Origin of the sequence: Bacteroides sp. ET225, from assembly GCF_024733745.1 — a bacterium.
Taxonomy (GTDB): Bacteria; Bacteroidota; Bacteroidia; order Bacteroidales; family Bacteroidaceae; genus Phocaeicola; species Phocaeicola excrementipullorum.
Map to the genome: position 1 here is coordinate 1 of NZ_JANRHN010000049.1, position 17,005 is coordinate 17,005.

The following is a 17,005-nucleotide window of genomic DNA, read 5'->3' on the forward strand; positions in this document are numbered from 1 at the left end:
AGGACGAAAAAAAATGAAAGACGGATCAAGGAGAAGGAAAGGCCTATACATTATATATAATACAAAGCCGAAAGAGAACATGAGAGAAAAAGAAAAAAACAGACACCTGAAACGACTTTCACCGCAAATTCAGGCTGACGACCGGACAAATATACAGAACACGGTCGTTCAGGATCTAAGATTTAAACCCCATTTGGAAACGAAGCTTCCCGCAGAAAAGTTTATCGCCAGACTAAAGACATATATCTCCAGTCCAGAGATGCAGATTTTTCTGCAGGAAGCTTTTTCCCGAATGCCAAACTTAAAGAAGCAAAGGAGGAGAATTGGCCTGTTTCAGTCTGCAAACCAGATGCAGACCGTTTGACGTTAAAGCAGCGCCATCAATCAAACATCCGGCTCACCCTCTCTACACCAGCAACCAATGCATCAACTTCTTCTTTTGTATTGTACAAGCCCAAGGAAGCACGCACAGTACCTTCAACTCCCATCCGGCACATCAAAGGTTCGGCGCAGTGATGGCCAGTCCGCACAGCAATTCCCAAACGGTCGAGCAAAGTACCCATATCAAAATGGTGAATATTGCCCACAAGGAAAGAAATCACTCCACTTTTATGGTCAGCCTCTCCCAGAATGCGCATTCCAGGAATCTCCTTCAAACGGCTCATAGCATAAACTGTCAGTTCGTGCTCATAAGACGCAATCTGATCCATGCCGATCGCAGAAACATAATCTATGGCCTTAGCCAGTGCAGTTGAGCCGATATAGTCGGGCGTGCCCGCCTCAAACTTGAATGGAAGCTCGTTAAAGGTAGTTTTCTCAAAGCTTACGTTCTGGATCATCTCTCCTCCACCCTGGTAAGGAGGAAGCCTGTCAAGCCAGTCCTCCTTGCCATACAGGACACCTATTCCTGTGGGACCGTAAACCTTGTGCCCGCTAAACACATAAAAGTCCGCGTCCAGCTCCTGCACGTCAACGGGCATATGCGGGATGCTCTGCGCACCGTCAATCAAGACCGGCACGCCATGCGCATGAGCCACATCAATGATCTTCCTGACCGGATTTATTGTCCCCAGCACATTGGAAACATGTGTCACCGACACCATTCTGGTCCGTTCAGAAAACAGCCGTTCATACTCATCCAGCAGAAGCTCTCCCCGGTCGTTCATCGGAATAACCTTCAGCGAAATGCCCGAACGCTCCGCCTGGAGCTGCCACGGCACAATATTGCTGTGATGTTCCATAACCGAAACAATCACTTCATCGCCCGCTTTCATCTGACTGCCCACAAACGACGAGGCCACCAGATTGATGCTTTCTGTCGTTCCCCGCGTAAACACGATTTCCGAGATGCTGCGCGCATTGATGAACCTGCGCACCGTTTCCCGTGACGCCTCATGAAGCTCTGTTGCCTGCTGGGACAGAAAATGCACGCCTCGATGCACATTGGCATTCACCGAATAATATTCATTTACAATTGATTCGACCACACAGCGCGGTTTCTGCGTAGTTGCGCCATTGTCAAAATACACCAACGGCTTGCCGTAGACCGTGCGAGATAAAATCGGGAAATCATTCCTCACTTCATTTATATCATACATAGTCGGAACCCTTCTTTTTATTTGGAATCACTTACAGATCGCACACCCTTTACACTTGTTCAGCTCACCCCTGAATCGTTTCTCGACAAGCAAATGAAGCCTGTCCTTCAGCGCATCCATCCGGATATGATCCACCACTTCATTGACAAAAGCGAACATCAGCAGCAAGCGCGCCTCTTTCAGGCTGACACCCCGCTGCTGCATATAAAACAGTGCATTTTCATCCAGCTGTCCTACCGTCGCTCCATGCGAACACTTCACGTCGTCAGCATAAATCTCCAACTGAGGCTGCGTGTACATGCGCGACTCCCGGGTGGCACACAAGTTGCGGTTTGTCTGCTGCGAATTGGTATGCTGTGCTCCCTCGCGCACAAGCACTTTGCCTGCAAAAGCGCCCACCGCCTGATCGTCAAGCACGTATTTAAACAACTCGTTGCTCGTACAGTCGGGCACCTGATGATCGATGAATGTATTGTTGTCCACCTGCTCGTTCTTGTCGGCAATGGCCATTCCGCACAGACACACCTCCGCACCTCTTCCTGCCAGCTGCACCTCTGTCGTATTCCGTGTCGTTCCGTTATGCAAGGTCATTCCATTCAACAGCACATTGCTTCCTGCCTCCTGTCTGACATAAAGGTTGCTGAAACGTACGGTGCTGTTGTGCGTTTCCTCCAGTTCGTAGAAGTCAAAAACAGCTCCTTCACCTGCAAACACTTCCACAACCTGTGTGGACAGAAAATTAACCTCATCCATTGCATGGTCGCAGACAAGCATCTTGGCCTGAGCTCCGGCCTCCAGCACAATCAGGATACGGCGGTTCACCATAAAGTTGACGTCGGCTCGCAGAATATTGACCAACTGAATCGGACGCTCAACCACCGTATGCTTAGGAATGTAAACAAGTACGCCGTCTTGGGCAAACATCGTGTTGAAAGCCGTAACAGCATCTTTCGACGTATCGGCAAGCTTGCCATAATATCCTTTCACCAGCTCAGGATGAGCCTCCGCCATATCCTTCAGACTTCCCACAATCACCCCCTCGGGCAATTGGGCCGAAGGGTGCACATGCTTGTCAAACGAATCATTCACTACAAAATAGAGTGATGTACTCATATTGGGCACATCGCACTTGAACACCTCATACGGATTGACAGGAAACTCAAGCCGGTTCAGATTCAAGCCGTAATCAGGCTCAAAAAACTTGCCGACATCCGTATATTTATATTTCTCCTGCTTACGGGTCGGGAAGCCCTGTCTTTCGAAGTCAGCAAAAGCCTTTGCTCTGGGAGCATTCAGAATGTCGGCACTCTGCTGGCAAATCAAAGCCTCATATTGTGTAAACAGGTCGATGTATTGTTGTTCGGCTGCCATATTCATTCTCCTAATTCTTTCTTTATCCAATCGTAACCCTTTTCTTCCAGTTCCAGTGCCAGTTCCGGTCCGGCCGTTTTTACAATGCGTCCCTTATACAGCACATGCACGATATCGGGCTTGATGTAATCAAGCAAACGCTGGTAATGCGTGATGACAATGCAGCTTGTTTCCGGGGTTTTCAGCTTGTTTACCCCCTCAGCCACAATGCGGAGCGCATCAATGTCAAGTCCGGAATCCGTTTCGTCAAGGATGCTCAGCTTAGGTTCAAGCATAGCCATCTGGAAGATTTCGTTACGCTTCTTTTCTCCCCCCGAGAATCCTTCATTCACCGAGCGGTTGGCAAGTTTGCTGTCAAGTTCTACAATCTCGCGCTTCTGGCGCATAAGCTTCAAGAATTCGCTGGCTGTCAATGCCGGCAGTCCCCGATACTTGCGCTGCTCATTCACAGCCGTACGCATAAAGTTCACCATGCTCACTCCGGGAATCTCCACCGGATACTGGAAAGAAAGGAAAAGCCCCTCGTGACTTCTGTCTGCAGGCGACATGGCCAGCAAGTCTTTTCCATCAAAAGAAACACTTCCCTTTGTCACTTCATAAGCCGGATGTCCGACAAGCACATTGCTCAACGTACTTTTTCCCGAGCCGTTCGGCCCCATTATGGCATGCACTTCACCCGACTTTACGGTCAGATTGATACCCTTCAATATCTCTTTGCCATTGATGCTGGCATGTAAATCTTTAATTTCTAACATCTCAAAAAAATGAACAATTTATAATTAATAACTCAATCATCCCACACTTCCCTCTAGCGAAACCGACAAAAGCTTCTGAGCCTCCACGGCAAACTCCATCGGCAGCTTGTTAAGCACCTCCTTGGCATAGCCGTTCACGATCAAGCCTACGGCATCTTCTGTAGGAATGCCCCGCTGGTTACAGTAAAAAATCTGGTCCTCGGATATTTTGGAAGTTGTAGCCTCGTGTTCAACCACTGCTGTTTCATTATGGATATCCATATAAGGGAAAGTATGTGCTCCGCACAGGCTGCCCAACAGCAAAGAATCACACTGGCTATAGTTGCGGGCATTGTCCGCCCTTTCAGAAACCCTCACCAGCCCTCGGTAAGAATTCTGGCTTCTTCCTGCACTGATGCCTTTGCTCACAATCGTAGAGCGAGTGTTTTTCCCGAGATGAATCATTTTCGTGCCCGTATCAGCCTGCTGGAAATTGTTGGTCACTGCGACAGAATAAAACTCGGCGGTCGAATCATCCCCGCTCAATATACAGCTTGGATATTTCCACGTGATGGCCGATCCGGTTTCAACCTGCGTCCACGAAAGCTTGCTTCCGACACCCTTGCAGTTGCCTCGCTTCGTCACGAAATTATAAACGCCGCCTTTTCCTTCGGCATCGCCCGGATACCAGTTCTGAACAGTTGAATACTTTACTTCCGCATGATCAAGAACCACAATCTCAACAATAGCTGCATGAAGCTGGTTCTCGTCACGCATTGGAGCCGTACACCCTTCCAGATAAGACACATAGCTGTCATCGTCTGCAATAATCAAAGTCCGTTCAAACTGCCCGGTATTTGCCGCATTGATTCTGAAATAGGTCGACAGCTCCATCGGGCAACGAACCCCTTTCGGAATATACACGAACGATCCGTCGCTGAAAACCGCCGAGTTCAGCGCAGCAAAGAAATTGTCACGATAACCGACAACGGAACCCAGGTATTTTTTCACCAGATCCGGATGTTCACGCACAGCCTCGCTGATGGAACAGAAGATGATGCCTTTCTCCATCAAGGTTTCCTTGAAAGTAGTCTTTACGGAAACGGAGTCCATCACAGCATCTACGGCCATACCGCTCAAGGCCAGACGCTCTTCAAGCGGTATTCCCAGTTTGTCAAACGTCTTCAACAGCTCAGGGTCAATGTCATCCACCGACTTCGGCCCTTCTTTCTTCTTCGTAGGATCAGCGTAATAGGAAATAGCCTGATAATCGATTTCCGGAATTGTCAGATGCGCCCATGTCGGCATTTCAAGCGTCTGCCAGTAACGGAAAGCCTTCAGACGGAAATCCAGCAACCAGTCGGGCTCGCCCTTCTTAGAAGATATCAAACGGACAACGTCTTCATTCAGTCCTTTCTCGATGATATCCGTGTGAACATCCGTAGTGAAACCGTACTTATACTTCTCCTGCGTCAGTTCCTTCACATATTTATTGGATTCTATTTGCATATTCTTTTTTCTATATATTAATATCTGTTGTTTCAATTAAATCCTTCACCGCTTCTTTCACCACAGGATAAAAAACATCAGAAAAAGAAGCTATCGGATAATACAACAAAGAACGCTGCTTTGCTGTTTCATGAATTAAAAAATCTTTAGAGTCGGCAAACTCAATGAAATGGATTGCCAGGCTGATGAAAAAAGCGTATTTGACCAGTCCCATAAATGCGCCAGACAGACGGTTTACAAAGCCTAAACTGATGGCGTCAAACATCCTGGTGAGGAGTGAAGCGAGAATGGAAAGAGCAAACGGAACCAGTATCCAAATCAAGAAGAAAGACAAGATCTGAGCAAAAGTAACCGAACTTCCCACTGCCTCGGCAAGCTGCTCGCCTACAGTTACAAAAAGGGCACGGGCTATAAGCAGGCCGGCTATAAGGCCAACCAGAGAAGCAAGCTGTCTGAAGAAACCTTTCATGAATCCCATCACAAAGCCTATGCCCAGAAAAACGGCAATAATCCAATCAAGCGCCTCCATATGCCAAAAACAAAAGCGCAGACTACACAGACCACACGGAACCTCTTGCAAGTTGTCAGTGGAGTCAATGTAATCTGCCCTTATCTGCCAATAATCTGTCTATAATTATTTACAAAGTTTGTTTTACTTCAACTTCTTCATACGTTTCAATCACATCGCCCACCTTCAAGTCGTTGCAGTTTGTCAGGCTGATACCGCACTCAAAGTTGGTGCCGACTTCCTTCACATCGTCCTTGAAACGTTTAAGCGCATTGATCGAACCCGTATAAACCACGATGCCATCGCGGATCAGCCGAGCCTTGTCCGTACGTTTCACCTTTCCTGTCTTCACCATCGCACCGGCAACCATACCGACCTTGCTGATGTTGAACACTTCGCGAACTTCAACCGTTGCAGTAACCTGTTCCTTAACCGTAGGAGCCAGCATTCCTTCCATTGCAGACTTCACTTCCTCTATCGCATCATAAATGATGGAATATTTGCGGATATCTACACCTTCCTGCTCAGCCAGCTTAGCCGCGTTGCTGGAAGGACGAACTTGGAATCCTACGATAATAGCATTCGAAGCGGCAGCCAGCGAAACATCCGACTCGGAAATCTGGCCTACCCCCTTATGTATCACATTCACCTGAATCTGCTCGGTAGACAACTTGATCAGCGAATCGCTAAGAGCCTCAACCGATCCGTCAACGTCACCTTTCACAATGACATTCAGTTCATGGAAGTCGCCCAAAGCCAAACGGCGTCCCACCTCATCAAGCGTAAGCATTTTCTGAGTACGCAGTCCCTGTTCACGCTGCAACTGTTCGCGCTTGTTTGCAATTTCACGCGCTTCCTGTTCGGTTTCAAACACATGGAAGGTATCACCCGCCGCCGGAGCTCCGTTCAGTCCCAGAATCAGCACCGGTTCAGACGGACCGGCTTGCTTCATGCGCTGATTCCGTTCATTAAACATCGCCTTCACCTTTCCGTATGACGTTCCGGCCAGAACGATATCACCGACATGCAATGTTCCGTTAGAAACGAGCACTGTAGCCACATATCCGCGTCCCTTGTCAAGCGACGATTCTATGATAGACCCCGTAGCCTTACGGTTAGGGTTGGCTTTCAGTTCAAGCATCTCAGCTTCCAGAAGCACCTTTTCAAGCAGTTCTTTCACGCCGATCCCTTTCTTGGCTGAAATATCCTGCGACTGGTATTTGCCGCCCCATTCTTCAACCAGGAAGTTCATATTGGCAAGTTCCTCCTTGATTTTGTCCGGATTGGCATTCGGCTTGTCAATCTTGTTGATGGCAAACACGATCGGAACACCTGCCGCCATCGCATGATTGATGGCTTCTTTGGTTTGCGGCATCACATTGTCGTCGGCAGCCACGATGATGATAACCACATCCGTAACCTTGGCGCCACGGGCACGCATGGCCGTAAAAGCCTCATGACCCGGCGTATCAAGGAACGTAATGTGACGTCCGTCTTCGAGCTGCACATTATATGCACCGATGTGCTGGGTGATTCCGCCCGCCTCACCGGCAATAACATTGGCCTTGCGGATATAGTCGAGCAGCGAAGTCTTGCCATGGTCAACATGTCCCATCACCGTAACGATAGGCGGACGCGGAACCAGATCCTCTTCGGCGTCAGCTTCCTCTTCAACGGCTTGCGCCACATCAGCGCTGATATATTCGGTCTTGAATCCGAATTCTTCGGCCACAAGATTGATTGTTTCAGCATCAAGACGCTGGTTGATAGACACCATGATGCCCACACTCATACAGGTAGAGATGACCTGAGTGACCGAAACATTCATCATGTTTGCCAGCTCGTTTGCCGTAACGAATTCCGTAAGCTTCAACACCTTGCTTTCTTCCTGTTCCAGCTCTTCCTGCTCCATCTGCCGGGTCTGCAAGGTTTCACGCTTTTCCTTGCGGTACTTGGCCGCCTTGTTCTTTCCCTTGTTTGTCAGACGCGCAAGCGTTTCTTTCACCTGCTTTGCCACATCCTCGTCGCTCACTTCCTGCTTGATGACAGGCTTCTTGAACTTGTCCTTGTTATGCTTTCCGCCCTGAGCAGCGTTTTTCGCAGATTTTTCATTGCGCGGCTGCACACCCACATTTCCGGCAGGCACATTATTGATATCCACGCGCTCCTTGTTGATGCGGTTACGCTTTTTCTTTCTCGACGCATTATCGTCAGATCCGAACTTGTCGGTCCGGTCATCCCCTTTGCGTATTTCCTTGATAATGGCGTCCTTCATCTGTTTGCGCTGCTCCAAACGCTGTTTGTCCTTCTCCTCCCGTTCTTTCCTCTTTTCTTCTTTAGACTTCTTTTTGGGGCGAGTAGACTGATTCAAAGCAGCCAGATCAATCTGTCCCACGACATTGATTTTCGATTTAAATTCGGTGGGGCGAATCTTGAAAATCTCTCCGCTTTTTTTCTCTGTCGTTTCAGACTGCACTTCTTCTGTCGTTTTTTTCTGTTCTTCCATCAAATCTGTCTTCATATCTTCAGCCTGCATTTCCGGCTGTTTCAAATCTTCCTTCTTATCTTCTTGAGGCAACTGTTTTTCATTTTCCTTTTCAGAATCCGCTTCAACCGCTGCACTTCTTTCGTTGTCGGCCGCCATTTTCTCCGGCGCATTGTCCGGCGCCTTGTCTGCCGGAACGGCCTTTGCCTGCTTCCTGCCGATCTCATCCAAATCAATTCTTCCCACTGTCTTCACCTTCGGACGGATTTCTTCAGGGACAACCGTACTTATCACTTCATTCTTGCCGTTTTTAGGCTGAATATCATCAATAGAAACAGACGCTTTATTGCGATCCTTGTTTTGCCGTTCCTGAATGAACTTTTCAGACTCTATTTTCAAATCCTTATCCTTGCTGAACTCCTTCACGAGCACAGCATACTGTTCGTCTGTTATTTTTGTGTTCGGATTGGCTTCTACAGTGTATCCTTTCTTCTGCAAGAAATCAACCACCGTGGCAATGCCCACATTTAAATCTCTTGTTACTTTATTCAATCTTATCATAAAAGTCATTTTTTAATAGAGTTCGAAAATTTCATTTCAGTCACACAGCAAGTTCCAAAGGAAGGCAGGCTATTCTGCATCCTACAGACAGCTGCTTTATTTCTCGAACTCCGCCTTTAAAATTTTCAACACATCATCCACCGTATTCTCTTCCAGGTCGGCCTGTTCAATCAGCATTTCCCTCGGAGCATTCAGCACGCTCTTGGCGGTTTCCAGTCCGATGCCCTTGATGGCATTGATCACCCACTCGTCTATTTCATCCTTAAACTCGTCAAGATAAATATCCTCGTCGGCGGCAGCTTCTTCATCCAGCTCACGATAAACGTCGATCGTGTATTCCGTCAGCATACTGGCAAGCTTGATGTTCAATCCGTTCTTTCCGATTGCCAGAGAAACTTCCTCGGGCTTCAGGTAAACTTCAGCCTTTCTGTCTTCTTCATGCATCACGATGGAAGAAACCTTTGCCGGACTCAGCGCGCGCTGGATGAACAGCTGGATGTTCGAAGTGTAATTGATGACGTCAATGTTCTCATTGCGGAGCTCACGCACAATCCCGTGGATACGTGATCCCTTCACTCCGACGCAGGCACCTACAGGGTCGATGCGTTCATCGTAGGACTCCACTGCAATCTTGGCTCTTTCGCCCGGAATGCGGGCAATCTTCTTGATCGTGATCAGTCCGTCGTTGATTTCCGGAACTTCCTGTTCAAACAGACGCTGCAAGAACACCGGAGAAGTGCGGCTCAATATAATCTTCGGATTGTTGTTCTTGTTGTCGACGCGCGCCACTACCGCACGCACCGTTTCGCCCTTGCGGTAGAAGTCGCTCGGTATTTGCTCCAGCTTCGGAAGAAGCAGTTCGTTTCCTTCATCATCGAGCAGCAGAATCTCCTTTTTCCATATCTGGTAAACTTCTGCGCTCACGATTGTGCCGACTTTATCGATATACTTGTTATACAGGCTGTCTTTCTCGAGTTCAAGAACTTTAGAGGCCAGCGTCTGGCGAAGGTTCAGGATGGCGCGGCGGCCAAACTTCTCGAAGATAACCTCGTCGGTCACCTCTTCTCCCACTTCATACGACGCGTCGATTTTGCGGGCTTCGGACAAGGATATCTGCATGTTCGGATTCGTAAGCTCATCGTCTGCCACTACCTCCCGGTTTCTCCAAATCTCAAAGTCACCCTTATCCGGATTAACGATTACATCGTAATTTTCATCCGTTCCAAACATTTTCGCGATTACGCTGCGGAAAGATTCCTCCAGCACGCTGACCAGCGTAGTGCGGTCAATATTCTTCAATTCCTTGAATTCCGAAAACGTATCAACCAAGCTGACTGTTTCTTCTTTTTTGGCCATAATTATTTAAAGCTTATTAAGTATTTGGTGTATTTTATTTCATCGTAAGCAAAAGTCACATTCTGTTCAACCAGCTTGGGACGCTTGGCTCCTTCAAGACGGACTTTCACTTCCATCGTTATCGTAAAATTGTCCTCGTTTGCGTCAGCCAGCGTACCGACCCATTTCTTGCCGTTATTATCCATCACTTCCACATCGTTTCCGACGTGAACCTGATACTGCCTGAGCACCTTGAACGGCTGTCCGATTCCGGCAGATCCCACTTCCAGTTCATAATCTTCTTCATCACGGTCCAGCTTCGACTCGATATAGCGGCTAAGTTCCACGCAATCGTCAATCCACACTCCATCCGCATGGTCTATTTCAACCAGAATCTTGTCATCCGGACTAATCGTCAGGTCAACCAGAAAATAGTCCTTATCTTCCAGCCATTCATTTACAATACGGGCTACAACGTTTTTGTCTATCATGAATCAATTTTTAAGAATAAAAAAAGGAGCTTCATCGCCCCTCCACCATTCATCCATTCGCGGCAAAGATACAAATAATATGCTGCACTGCAAAATATTAGGACAATTTTCATGTGATAAAGGAGAACGAAGCAGAAACAAACAAAAAACGAAGACCGGAGTAAACCAATCTTCGCTTCTGTCGGAATGAGGCGACTCGAACGCCCGACCCCTACGTCCCGAACGTAGTGCGCTACCAACTGCGCTACATTCCGAAAGCAATTCCTTTCTGATTGCGGTTGCAAAGGTATGCACTTTTTTTCATCCGCCCAAACTTTTCCGCAACTTTTTTCAAAAAACTTTACAACCCCTATACGGACGCCACCCGCTCCGGAAACTGAAACCGGACAGCAGGCTGCAAATAACATTTTGACACAATGACACTCCCGGCCTGCAGGAGCAGGATATACGATCCCGGCAGAAGGCCCGGCGAGAAAAACCACAAGGAGAACCGCCGACACATTTTCAGTATGCCGGGAAATCGGCAACTTTGCTTTCACCAATCCTCCAGCAGACAGCTTATGCCTCTTCCCCTGTCACGCAACTGCGCCTTTCACTTTCCTTCTGCTTTATCCGCATATCCATCCGGATTCTGCAATCTGGAGAAAGAACAGCGTTTTCAAAGCCCTTTCTCAAAGACAACGGGACACTTTTACCGCAACAACCTATCATCTTCCAGCAAATATCCCAACACACTTCACAAAATGTCGGGACATTTTCAGCAAAAAAACCTGACGATTCCAACCGGATTTTCAGACACACCCCCTCCAAAAACCCTTTGAAAGGGGCAAGCGTTTTGCTTTCCTTAAGAAAAGAAAGCTGCCTTGTCATTTCACAGAGAGTGCCCTATCAGAAAAATCCGCCTCAGAACTACAGAATGCAAATAAAACATCTCTTCCGAAAACAAAAAGACACCTGCGGATTCGAGCGGCACAAAAAAATCATGTTCTTTTTTGCCTCAAAAATTTGTCCATTAATTTATTTCAACTATCTTTGCAGCGCAATTGAAAAAGGTGCCATAGCTCAGTTGGTAGAGCAAAGGACTGAAAATCCTTGTGTCCCCGGTTCGATTCCTGGTGGCACCACTTAATAATCAGAGAGTTACAGTAATGTAGCTCTCTTTTTTTATGGTCAAATATGGCTAAAACAGGGAAATGTTTTCTCCAATGTTTTACCTAAAATGACTACAGTAGATGTTATCTGTTACAAGTACAAACCCCTGAAAACAGGAGAGTTACCCCTAAAGATTAAAGTCTGCAAGGACAGAAAGACAAGGTATATCAATCTTGGTGTTTCTACCAAAGCAGAGTATTGGGACTTTGAGAAGAACCAACCTAAATCCACCTGCCCAGACAGAGAGTTACTTGAGAAGCTCATATCCAGTAAGATAAGTGAAGTAAAGAGCAAGATAGTGGAGTTAAAATCAGAGGATAAGGAGTTTTCAGCCACTACACTTGTTGATAAGGTTTCCAATCCTGTAAGGCTTGTGATGTTGGAGAGCTGTTCAAACAGTATCTGTCACGTCTTGAAGAGGAAAAGAGAACTGGTTACAGGCTCTCCATACAGCAAACTTATAATTCCCTAATCAAATCCAACAGGCATCTTGATATTCCTTTCTCTGAAATGGATTGCAACTGGCTGAGGAGATATGAGACTTGGCTGAGGAAGCAGAGCAAGTCAGAGAACACCATTGGCATAAGATTCAGGAACATCAGAACCATCTTCAACCTTGCAATAGACATGGAACTTGTCAAGCAGGAGGACTATCCTTTCAAGAAGTTCAAGGTATCAAAGCTGCACCAAGAAACAGCCAAGAGAGCCTTAAGCAAGGATGAGATACTTGCTGTGTAAATTATCCAACTAAAGGCAAGAACTTCTATACAAGGCTTGCAGTGGCTTTATCCCAAATCGGTCATTAGGATTTCCCAGTGTTGTATGGCAATGAGAAGTCCTTTAATTTCTCCCAGATGGACAGGAAAGACTGCCTTGTTTTTAAAGACCTTGCCAGATAGAGGATATGCTTGTCCTTTGTTTTGCCCAAATAAGCCGGTGTTGAGATTAACTCGTATCGGATAGTTTTGAGGAACTTTTTTTTGTCGGAGTTGATAAGTGCATGACGGAACAGCGGCATGAAGTTATATGCCATGACAATAAAGCCCCCACATGCTTCAGTCGCCCAGAAGTTGTTCGCAGCAAAGTCATCAATGGAGAAGTCATGCTTTAACTCCTTGATTCTGTTTTCGGAATCCGCTCTTCCGCGATACGAATCGTACACAATCCTGGCGGGCAGTCCGAGATTGGTGACAAAGCAACTGTAACGGTATCTGCCAAAATCGTTCCCGTCCTCGAAAAGTTCCAGTTGCCTGACCCGTTTGCCGGCAGCTTGCGGACGTTTTTCTATTTCCTGTCTTACCATTACTATACGTCTTGGCTTGTCCCAGCTGTCCGCATTATATGTCGTTTCGGATATTTCCAGACCTTCCGCCACTTCCACCCATGCGTGTTCATGGGTGAGGCTGCATTTGATACGGTTGTTGAACCGGCAGGCTATAATGTAGTTTAAATGCTTGTCTTCCAGATGGTCAAGTATCTCCTTCGTAAAGAACCCGCTGTCCATGCGGATCAGTCCAGCTGTCTTGTTACGGAGTCTTGAGAGGGTGTCCTCAAGAAAGGAAAGGCAATTGCTGCTTGATGCCGTGTTTCCAGGGCGTAGCCAGTAGTTCGCTATCATTCTTATATCCGAGACGAAGGCGAGAAGAGGATGGTGTGACGGGCGGCCGGGACGCTTGGGGTTGTACCCTTTGACAGCCCCCTTCTGATTGCCCTCACGGACCATTACCGTAGAGTCAAAGTCCAATGTGCAATTGTCAAACAACAGTTCCGAGAAGAACCGGCTGAACAGTTCGCCGAACACACGCTGACTGACGGCCTGTGAGAACTTGTTGAAATAACGCTGGCAAGCCCTATGATCCGCTCCGCGCTCCCATCCAAGCAACTTGCAGAGCGCCGTGTCATAACGCACCACGTCAAGATGCCCGAAACAGCTTGCACCACACCATACACCCGCAAACAGCCCTAATATGAGCTGAAGCGGTTTATAACCCCTGTTGGAACCTTGAACCGGAATGCCGCTTTGTTCAAGATGCTCATCGAAATGGCATCTCTCAAGCATCTTGAAGAACAGGGAAAGACCGCCAAAAGGGGTTATCTCCTTGTTTACGAACTTTATGTCACAATCTCCCATCAAATTTTATAGGCTTTTAATCGTGGTAAAGGTAGCAAATAACTATGAACCAACTATATACAACCACATCTTTCTAATGGCGGTCATTAGAAATAGTGCTAACTCCGGCTCTAATGACCGATTTGGGTTAAAGTAATAGGATACTATTTCTAATTGGCAAGACTAGAATTGCATTTTGAAAGTCCTATTTTCTCTATTTTTCAAGGTGTTACCTTTGGCATTACAAGTGAAATATGCTATTTTTGCAAATAAGGATAGCGTTCTTTTGATTGATACAGGACATTACAAGATAGAAAGCTTGCTGGTTTCTATGCCGTTACCAGTCAAGTTAATAGCCTTTGTTAATTTCTTGTTCCAATGAGTTAAAATGCTATACCTTCTCAAACATCCTCAACCTTTTGCTTTGCTTCTTGCACATAATCAATGCAAACGGTGCAGATTGTGAGAGAAATTCTATGACTAAAATTTGAATAATATAATGGTGGATAATAGTCAAATCAAGCAGAATTTGGTGAGATGCAATAAAATCATCGAATATATTCGAAGTAATATTAATAGTGGAAAATGTAAAACGTGTGTTTTTTGTAAAGAGTTGACAAACTTACATCAAGCGTTAATCTGTTTAACAGAGAGCCTCCGAGAAAAATTTCCGATAGAAGCAGAGTTCCTACAAGGATATTTGGTTAGCCTGGTAGGAGTTCGGACAATCAATCCTTATGATTTTGGTGGTATTCTTGCTGTTGTCAATATGATTAGTATAAAATATGAGAGGTATGCTACAACACTTAATAAGGTAAATCCAACAATTAAGAAAAAGAAAATATTTATTAGTCATGCTTCAAAAGATAAAGCACTTATCCAAGCCTTTGTTGACGATATTCTACAATTAGGAACAGGTATTGATGCCAATGATATATTTTGCACCTCAATTGAAGATATGGCGATAAAAAATGGAGAAGATATAAGGAAGCATATTCAAGAAAATATTAGGTGTGTCGATTTTTCATTTTTGATAATCTCGAAAAATTATAAGGCAAGTGAAATTTGTTTGAATGAGATGGGGGCTGTTTGGGCATATGACAATAATGTCAAGTTGTATCTATTACCTAATACGGACTTTGACAATATTGGCTGGTTATATAATACAAGAATTGCTGAAAAAATTGACAACTCCATTGCTTTAGACGAATTGCATGAACAATTGCAGAAGTATTATTCTTTGCAAAATTCTTCAATTAAGAATTGGAGTAGGCAACGAGAAAAATTTCTCAATGAAATCAAAACAATTAAATTGTAATACATTATATTTTAGAAATATGCAATATAAAATACTCCTTGTGAAATAAAGAAAAACAAGAGTTGTAATAAATGCAGTTTATCATTGAGCAATATACACATAAAATCTCATAATTTTTATGCTTACCGAATCCCAAAACATAGAGTTCAAAGAATCTTGGCGTGACGAATACCAAAAATGGATTTGTGGCTTTGCCAATGCACAAGGCGGTACGTTGTATATCGGTCTGCGTGATAATGGTGAAGTGTACGGTGTACAGGATGCCAAGAAACTGATGGAGGATATTCCGAACAAGGTGCGTGACATGATGGGTATCTTGGTGGAAGTTAATTTGAGAGAAAAGAACGAAAAGCAATATCTGGAGATTGTGACGGATGCCTATCCTTATCCTATCAGTTTCCGTGGGAAGTATTATCAGCGAAGCGGTGCGACCAATCAGGAACTGAAAGGGGTAGCACTCGACCGTTTCATGCTTCGCAAGCAAGGGAAAACATGGGACGGTGTGCCCGTACCTTATCTGAAAGCGAAAGACTTGGATAATGCAACATTCGATTTGTTCCGCAAGTATGCCAAACGGAGCGGACGTATGGAGGAAGCGGACTTAATGGACGGTAATCACGGATTATTGGAGAAACTGCGGCTCTATGAGGGCAGTTATTTGAAACGTGCTGCCGCTTTGTTGTTCCATTCCGACCCGGAACAATATGTGACCGGAGCATTTGTAAAGGTCGGTTTCTTCCGCGAAGGCATGGATTTGGTATATCAAGATGAAGTGCATGGTAATCTGTTCCAGCAAATTGTGAAGCTAATGGACTTACTGTGTACCAAATACATGAAAGCCATCATTACCTATGAGGGCATCCAACGGATAGAGACATTGCCTATGCCTCGTGAGGCTCTGCGTGAGGCGTTATTAAATGCCTGCATCAACAAAGACTATGCAGAACCTTCTCCCATCCAAATCCGCGTGTATGAGAATAAGTTGGAGATAATAAACGGTGGAGTGTTGCCCGAAGGATGGACTGTGGAAACCTTATTGTCTTCTCATCGGAGTATGCCTTACAACCCCGATATAGCCAACACATTCTTCCGTGCCGGTGAGATTGAGGCATGGGGACGCGGCATTGAGCGTATCATCACGGCTTGCAAGAATGACGGTTTTTCCACGCCAGAGTTCCGCTATGATGCTTCGGGTATATGGACAACTTTTAAGTTTGAGTACCCGGAAAGAGCGACAATCCAAAGCGACCGGAAGACTACCCAAAAGACTACCCAAAAGACTACCCAAAAGGCCATACAAAATCTGACGGAACAACAACAAGCTATACTGTCATTCTTAAAAGAACATCCGGAAGCGACCCGAAAAGAAATCAGCGAGAGCCTTTCCGGCATTACGGAGGATGGCGTAAAGTACAATCTTTCCCGGCTGCAAGAACTGGGGTTGTTGAAACGCATAGGAGGCAGGAAACAAGGATATTGGCAAATTATAGAATAAAAAAAGGATTATGGATGATTTGGAAGAATCTGAAAGTTGGCACGAGGATTTGATGGCATGGGAACGCTTTCAAGACGAGCTTGAAAGAATCAAAGGAGGAAATACCTATGATGGCTTGCACGACTTTGAGGATAAAAGCTTATCTTCGCAGCAGGAAACCTCCACGCAATCTGACGCAGAACGCTGCAACAATCCGGTGGAGCAATAGCGGGAGATTACGCTACTTGCAGAAAGATAAATCAAAGATATTCAGTCACTTGAATCAATAGTTCGATTCCTGGTGGAACCACTTGATAATCAGATAGTTACAGCAATATAGCTCTCTTTTTTATTGTTTT

15 protein-coding genes and 2 tRNA genes are annotated in these 17,005 nt (G+C 45.8%); 7 read left to right on the forward strand and 10 right to left on the reverse strand.

Annotated elements, in window-relative coordinates:
• The coding region (locus NW212_RS14255; protein ID WP_258339292.1) for a hypothetical protein at window positions 1-364 on the forward strand (364 nt) is incomplete at its 5' end.
• A 16-nt stretch (window positions 365-380) separates the two neighbouring features.
• Here the strand turns inward: NW212_RS14255 and NW212_RS14260 are convergent.
• From NW212_RS14260 to NW212_RS14300, 9 genes are all read right to left on the reverse strand, one after another.
• Window positions 381-1,598, reverse strand: a complete 1,218-nt coding sequence (locus tag NW212_RS14260; protein ID WP_258339293.1) for an aminotransferase class V-fold PLP-dependent enzyme — start codon at window positions 1,596-1,598, stop codon at window positions 381-383.
• Window positions 1,599-1,625: 27 nt separating this feature from the next.
• Entirely contained in the window at window positions 1,626-2,969 is a 1,344-nt protein-coding gene (sufD, locus tag NW212_RS14265) for a Fe-S cluster assembly protein SufD (protein WP_258339294.1), read from the reverse strand.
• A 2-nt stretch (window positions 2,970-2,971) separates the two neighbouring features.
• Entirely contained in the window at window positions 2,972-3,724 is a 753-nt protein-coding gene (gene sufC, locus NW212_RS14270; protein WP_258339295.1) for a Fe-S cluster assembly ATPase SufC, read from the reverse strand.
• A gap of 36 nt (window positions 3,725-3,760) precedes the next feature.
• On the reverse strand, window positions 3,761-5,212 hold the full coding sequence (gene sufB / locus NW212_RS14275) for a Fe-S cluster assembly protein SufB (RefSeq protein WP_258339296.1): 1,452 nt from the start codon (window positions 5,210-5,212) through the stop codon (window positions 3,761-3,763).
• A 10-nt stretch (window positions 5,213-5,222) separates the two neighbouring features.
• On the reverse strand, window positions 5,223-5,741 hold the full coding sequence (locus NW212_RS14280; RefSeq protein ID WP_258339297.1) for a CvpA family protein: 519 nt from the start codon (window positions 5,739-5,741) through the stop codon (window positions 5,223-5,225).
• 109 nt (window positions 5,742-5,850) lie between these two features.
• Window positions 5,851-8,766: a translation initiation factor IF-2 gene (infB, locus tag NW212_RS14285; protein ID WP_258339298.1), complete on the reverse strand. Its 2,916-nt coding sequence runs from the start codon at window positions 8,764-8,766 to the stop codon at window positions 5,851-5,853.
• Window positions 8,767-8,862: 96 nt separating this feature from the next.
• On the reverse strand, window positions 8,863-10,122 hold the full coding sequence (gene nusA, locus NW212_RS14290) for a transcription termination factor NusA (protein ID WP_258339299.1): 1,260 nt from the start codon (window positions 10,120-10,122) through the stop codon (window positions 8,863-8,865).
• Window positions 10,123-10,124: 2 nt separating this feature from the next.
• Window positions 10,125-10,592, reverse strand: a complete 468-nt coding sequence (gene rimP / locus NW212_RS14295; protein WP_258339300.1) for a ribosome assembly cofactor RimP — start codon at window positions 10,590-10,592, stop codon at window positions 10,125-10,127.
• Between the two features lie 181 nt (window positions 10,593-10,773).
• A tRNA-Pro gene (locus NW212_RS14300) sits at window positions 10,774-10,846 on the reverse strand.
• Between the two features lie 797 nt (window positions 10,847-11,643).
• Between NW212_RS14300 and NW212_RS14305 the strand changes: the two genes are divergently transcribed.
• From NW212_RS14305 to NW212_RS14315, 3 genes are all read left to right on the forward strand, one after another.
• A tRNA-Phe gene (locus NW212_RS14305) sits at window positions 11,644-11,716 on the forward strand.
• A 95-nt stretch (window positions 11,717-11,811) separates the two neighbouring features.
• Window positions 11,812-12,216 (forward strand): Arm DNA-binding domain-containing protein, encoded by a 405-nt coding sequence (locus NW212_RS14310; protein WP_258339301.1) that lies wholly within the window; start codon window positions 11,812-11,814, stop codon window positions 12,214-12,216.
• Window positions 12,147-12,482: a phage integrase SAM-like domain-containing protein gene (locus NW212_RS14315; protein WP_258339306.1), complete on the forward strand. Its 336-nt coding sequence runs from the start codon at window positions 12,147-12,149 to the stop codon at window positions 12,480-12,482. Before NW212_RS14310 ends, NW212_RS14315 begins: the two co-directional genes overlap by 70 nt.
• A gap of 64 nt (window positions 12,483-12,546) precedes the next feature.
• Here the strand turns inward: NW212_RS14315 and NW212_RS14320 are convergent, their stop codons facing one another.
• Window positions 12,547-13,875, reverse strand: coding sequence for an IS1380 family transposase (locus tag NW212_RS14320; RefSeq protein WP_258339302.1), 1,329 nt, complete (start codon window positions 13,873-13,875; stop codon window positions 12,547-12,549).
• 478 nt (window positions 13,876-14,353) lie between these two features.
• Between NW212_RS14320 and NW212_RS14325 the strand changes: the two genes are divergently transcribed.
• From NW212_RS14325 to NW212_RS14335, 3 genes are all read left to right on the forward strand, one after another.
• A complete protein-coding gene (locus NW212_RS14325; protein ID WP_258339303.1) occupies window positions 14,354-15,172 on the forward strand; it encodes a toll/interleukin-1 receptor domain-containing protein in 819 nt (272 codons plus the stop codon).
• A gap of 118 nt (window positions 15,173-15,290) precedes the next feature.
• Window positions 15,291-16,667: an ATP-binding protein gene (locus tag NW212_RS14330; protein WP_258339304.1), complete on the forward strand. Its 1,377-nt coding sequence runs from the start codon at window positions 15,291-15,293 to the stop codon at window positions 16,665-16,667.
• A gap of 10 nt (window positions 16,668-16,677) precedes the next feature.
• Window positions 16,678-16,875, forward strand: coding sequence for a hypothetical protein (locus tag NW212_RS14335; RefSeq protein ID WP_258339305.1), 198 nt, complete (start codon window positions 16,678-16,680; stop codon window positions 16,873-16,875).
• Window positions 16,876-17,005: the final 130 nt, after the last annotated feature.